Below are 4,787 nucleotides of genomic sequence, written 5' to 3'. Positions count from 1 at the left end.
GCGGCTGGCAGGCCAGCGGCCGCCTGCACGGCCCGGTAGTCGGCACGCTGATGACCAACTATGGCCTGGAACGGGCGCTGGCCGCGTTGCAGGTGCCGTTCCTGCGCGCCAAGGTCGGCGACCGCTACGTGCACCAGGCACTGGTGGAACAGGGCGGGGTGCTTGGCGGCGAGGCCTCCGGGCACATGCTGTGCCTGGACCGCGCCACCACCGGCGACGCCATCGTCAGCGCGCTGCAGGTGCTGGAAGTGCTCAAGCGCTCGCGGCAGACCCTGCGCCAGGCGCTGGCCGGGCTGCAGAAGGTGCCGCAGCAGACGGTCAACGTGCGCCTGCAGCCGGGCGTGCGCCCGCTCGAGGCCGATACCGTGAAGGCCGCGCTGGCCGCGGCGCAGGCGGCGGTGCAGGGGCGCGGGCGCGCCTTCCTGCGCGCTTCCGGCACCGAACCGGTGGTGCGGGTCACGGTCGAGGCCGACGATGCCGTGCTGATGCGACAGACCCTCGACGCGCTGGCCGAGGCGGTCCGTGACGCGGCGTGAGTCGATCGCCATTGCCCTCTTCGTGATCGTCGCCAAGGCGGTCACGTTCTACCTGCTGTATCGCCTGCTGCGCTGAGCGCGGCGTTTGCTTCCTCTCACGAGATGACGGTTCCTGCCATGACTGCGCGCATTCCCACCCTCGACATCACCCGTTTCGATACCGACCGCGAGGCCTTCGTCGCCGAGCTGGGCGCGGCCTACCGCGAGTGGGGCTTCGCCGGCATCCGCAACCACGGCATCGCGCAGGCGCAGATCGACGCGGCCTACGACGTGTTCAAGGCGTTCTTCGCCCTGCCCGAGGAGACCAAGCGCACCTACCACCTGCCCGGCAGCGGCGGCGCGCGCGGCTATACCGCCTTCGGCGTGGAGACCGCCAAGGACTCCAAGCACTTCGACCTGAAGGAGTTCTGGCACATCGGTCGCGAGATTTCCGACGACTCGCCGTACCGCGCGGTGATGCCGCCGAACCTGTGGCCGAGCGAAGTGCCCGGCTTCCGCGCCCACGGCTACGGCTTGTACCAGGCGCTGGACCAGCTCGGCGCGCGCGTGCTGTCGGCGCTGGCCCTGCACATCGGCCTGACCGAGCACTACTTCGTCGACAAGACCGATTCGGGCAATTCGATCCTGCGCCCGATCCACTACCCGCCGATCACCGCCGACGACATCCCCAACGTGCGCGCCGGTGCCCACGAGGACATCAACCTGATCACCCTGCTGGTCGGCGCCAGCGCCGCCGGCCTGGAAGTGAAGTCCAAGCAGGGCGAGTGGGTGCCGTTCACCTCCGACGCCGACACCATCGTGGTCAACATCGGCGACATGCTGCAGCGCCTGACCAATCACGTGTACCCCTCGACCACCCATCGCGTGGTCAACCCCCCGGGCGAGCAGGCGCGCCAGCCGCGCTACTCGGTGCCGTTCTTCCTGCACCCGAACCCGGACTTCGTGATCGACGTGCTGCCGTCCTGCGTCAGCGCCGACAACCCCAGCCGCTATCCCGAGCCGATCACCGCGCAGGGCTACCTGGAAGAGCGCTTGCGCGAGATCAAGCTGAAGTAAGTCGCGCCCGCAACGCTGCGTGCCGCCGCCGGGACGCCCGGCGGCCGGGACCGGCCTCAAGCCGGGTCCATTCACTGCCGATATCGTTTGCAGGTCGCCCTCGACGCGCCGTCCGGGAGGTCCGGGCGCTGCCAGCCGGGCCCGTAGCGAGGGTGCGATGACAAGGCGAACAGGATCGTTCTGGCGGCAAGGCCGCTGCCGTTGGCTTGCCGTGGTGCTCGCGATGGCGGCGTTGCCGGCCGCGGCCACGCCGGTCACGGTGCTTGTGGCCGACGCCGCCGGTCCGCTGGCCGATGCCGTGGTCAGCCTGCAACCGGCCGTGCCGGCGCGCCCGGCCGCGACGGCCTCGGCGACGGCGACGATGGATCAGGTCAACTCGCAGTTCGTGCCCGCAGTGCTGGCGGTGCAGGCCGGCAGTTGGGTGCGCTTTCCCAACAGCGACCAGATCCGCCACCAGGTCTATTCCTTCTCGCCCGCCAAGCGCTTCGAACTGCCGCTGTACCAGGGCAGCACCGCCAAGCCGGTGCGCTTCGAGCAGGCGGGTCTGGTCACGGTGGGCTGCAACATCCACGACTGGATGGTCGGCTACGTGGTGGTGCTGGATACCCCGTACTTCGCGGTGACCGGCGCCGACGCGCAGGTGCGGCTGGAGGTGCCGCCCGGCGCCTACGAACTGCGGGTGTGGCATCCGCGCCTGAGCGGCGCCGGCTACGCGCAACCGCTGCAGGTAGCGCGCGCGCCGCTGCGCCAGGCGGTGCAGTTGGCCACGCGCGGACCGGCGCCGGTCGTCCCGGAAGATCCGCGCATCCGCGCGCTGCAGGACAAGTTCCGCCGCAGCCAGACGGCGCCGACGCGATGAAGCCTTGGCGGTTGCACACCCGCATCGCCGCGCTGCTGGTGCTGGTGGTGCTGGCGGCCCAGGCGCTGACGTTCCTGGCCGTGCACGTGGCGACCCGGCGCAGCGTCGCCGCGCAACTGGACGACGAACTGCGCACGGGCGAGCGTGTGTGGCAGCGCATCGATCAGCGCCGCGACGAGCAACTGCTGCAGGCCGCCTCGGTGCTGGCCGACGATTTCGGCTTCCGCGCCGCGGTGACCAGCGGCGACGTGCCGACCATGCAGTCGGCACTGCGCAACCACGCCGCGCGGGTGCGCGCGCCCAGCGCGCTGCTGCTGTCGGCTGACGGCCAATTCCTGGCCGGGCTGTCGGCGCTGCCGCAGGCGCAGCAACTGCGTGCGGTGCAGCCGCTGCTGCGGCAGGCGCAGCGCAACGGTAGTGCGGTCGGCATCGTGCTGCTGGATCGGCGCCTCATGCGTCTGGCGCTGGTGCAGGTGCTGGCGCCGCAACGGGTCGGCTGGGTCGCGATCGGCGGCGAATCCGGCGACGAGCTCGGCCAGGATTTCGTCGGCACCACCGGGCTGGACGCGACCTTCTTCACCACCCAGGGCGCACCGCAGGTGCTGGCCTCGACCCTGGATCCGCTGCGTGCCGCGCAGTTCCAGCAGCAACTGCGGCGCACGCCGCTGGCGTCGGCGGCCGCGCAGCCGCTGCAGTTGGGGCAGGCGCGCTACCTGCTGCGGGTGCGGCCGGCGTCCGACGACGGCCGGGTCATGGTCGCGCTGCAGGCCTCGCTGGACCGCGCCGACGCGCCGTACCGTCTGCTGAAGCTGCGCATCCTGATCCTGGCCGGCGTGGCCACGCTGGCCGCACTGGTGGCGGCGATCTTCCTGGCGCGCGGGGTCAGCCGCCCGGTCGCGCAACTGGTCGCGGCGACGCGGCGTATCCAGCACGGCGACTACCAGGCGCTGCTGCCGCTGCACGCCGGTGCCGAACTGGCCGAGCTGGCCAGCAGCTTCGGCGCCATGCAGCGCCGCATCGCCAGTCGCGAGCAGGACATCCTGCACCAGGCGCGGCACGATGCGCTGACCGGGATGCCCAACCGCACGGCGCTGCTGCAGCACCTGCAGTCCGTGGTCGAGGCCTGCCAGACCGATGCCAGTTCCGCCGCGGTGCTGGTGCTGGACCTGGAGCGCTTCAAGGAACTCAACGACAGCTTCGGCCACGATTTCGCCGACCAGGTGCTGGTCCACACCGGGCGCCGGCTGGAGCAGGCGGTGCGCGCGCCGGACCGGGTCGGCCGGCTCGGCAGCGACGAATTCATGGTTGTGCTGGCGCACGCCGATGCCGCCGCGGTGGAGGCCTATGCCGACGAGCTGCTGGCGCAACTGAGGCACCCGCTGAGCCTGCCGCAGGCGCGGATCCTGGCCGACGCCAGCATCGGCATCGCGCTGATTCCCGCGCATGGCGCCGATGCCGACACCCTGTTGCGCCGCGCCGACATCGCCCGCCAGCAGGCGCGGCAACACGGCGGCGGTGCATCCGTGTACCGCGACGGGCAGGACGAGCAGCACCTGCGCCGCCTGCGCCTGACCGGCGACCTGCGCCAGGCGATCGCGCGCGGCGAGATGTCGCTGCGCTTCCAGCCGAAGATCTGCCTGGCGCGCGGCGCGGTCGAACAAGTGGAGGTGTTGCTGCGTTGGCGGCATCCGCTGCTCGGCCCGATCGGGCCGGACGAGTTCGTTGCGTTGGCCGAGCACTCCGGCGCGATCCAGCAACTCACCCAGTTCGTGCTCGACGAGGCGATGCGCCTGCAGGCGCAGTGGCGCGGCCAGGGCCTGGATCTGGGCCTGGCGGTGAACCTGTCGGCGCTGGATCTCAACGATCCGGGGCTGCCGGCGTTCGTCAGCGGCTGCCTGGCACGGCACGGCCTGGCCGCGCCGCGGCTGACCCTGGAACTGACCGAAAGCGCGCTGATGCGCGACGTCGAGCACGCCCTGCACATGCTGCAGCAGCTGCGCCGCTGCGGCGTACGCCTGTCCATCGACGACTTCGGCACCGGCTATTCGTCGCTGGCGCAGCTCAAGCGCATGCCGGTGCACGAACTGAAGATCGACAAGAGCTTCGTGTTGCAATTGGCCGCGGGCAGCGACGACGCGGTGATCGTGCGCAGTACCATCGACCTGGGCCACCACATGGGCTTGCAGGTGGTCGCCGAGGGCGTCGAGCACGCCGCCGCGGAAGCCTTGCTGCGCAGCTACGGCTGCGACGTGGCGCAGGGCTATCTGTACGCGCCGCCGCTGGATGCGCCGGCGCTGCTGGCCTGGTGCGCGCGCCGCGCGGCGGCCGGCGCGGCC

At 71.4% G+C, this 4,787-nt stretch carries 3 protein-coding genes and 1 pseudogene; all 4 read left to right on the top strand.

Annotation, left to right across the window (positions count from 1 at the left end; translation table 11 throughout):
• Positions 1-536 (top strand): annotated as a pseudogene (gene glmM, locus D183_RS0115485) (phosphoglucosamine mutase); the annotation flags it as partial.
• 117 nt (positions 537-653) lie between these two features.
• Positions 654-1,592 (top strand): isopenicillin N synthase family dioxygenase, encoded by a 939-nt coding sequence (locus tag D183_RS0115475; protein WP_017909806.1) that lies wholly within the window; start codon positions 654-656, stop codon positions 1,590-1,592.
• Positions 1,593-1,815: 223 nt separating this feature from the next.
• Entirely contained in the window at positions 1,816-2,451 is a 636-nt protein-coding gene (locus D183_RS0115470; RefSeq protein ID WP_017909805.1) for a methylamine utilization protein, read from the top strand.
• Positions 2,448-4,787 (top strand): putative bifunctional diguanylate cyclase/phosphodiesterase (locus D183_RS0115465; RefSeq protein ID WP_026144525.1); only part of this gene is annotated, 2,340 nt, incomplete at its 3' end. The genes D183_RS0115470 and D183_RS0115465, both read left to right, overlap by 4 nt.

Origin of the sequence: Xanthomonas sp. SHU 199 (genome assembly GCF_000364665.1) — a bacterium.
In the GTDB taxonomy this organism is placed as follows: domain Bacteria; phylum Pseudomonadota; class Gammaproteobacteria; order Xanthomonadales; family Xanthomonadaceae; genus Xanthomonas_A; species Xanthomonas_A sontii.
Note: the sequence above shows the minus strand (reverse complement) of the source record. Positions and strands in the feature narration are given on the sequence as shown.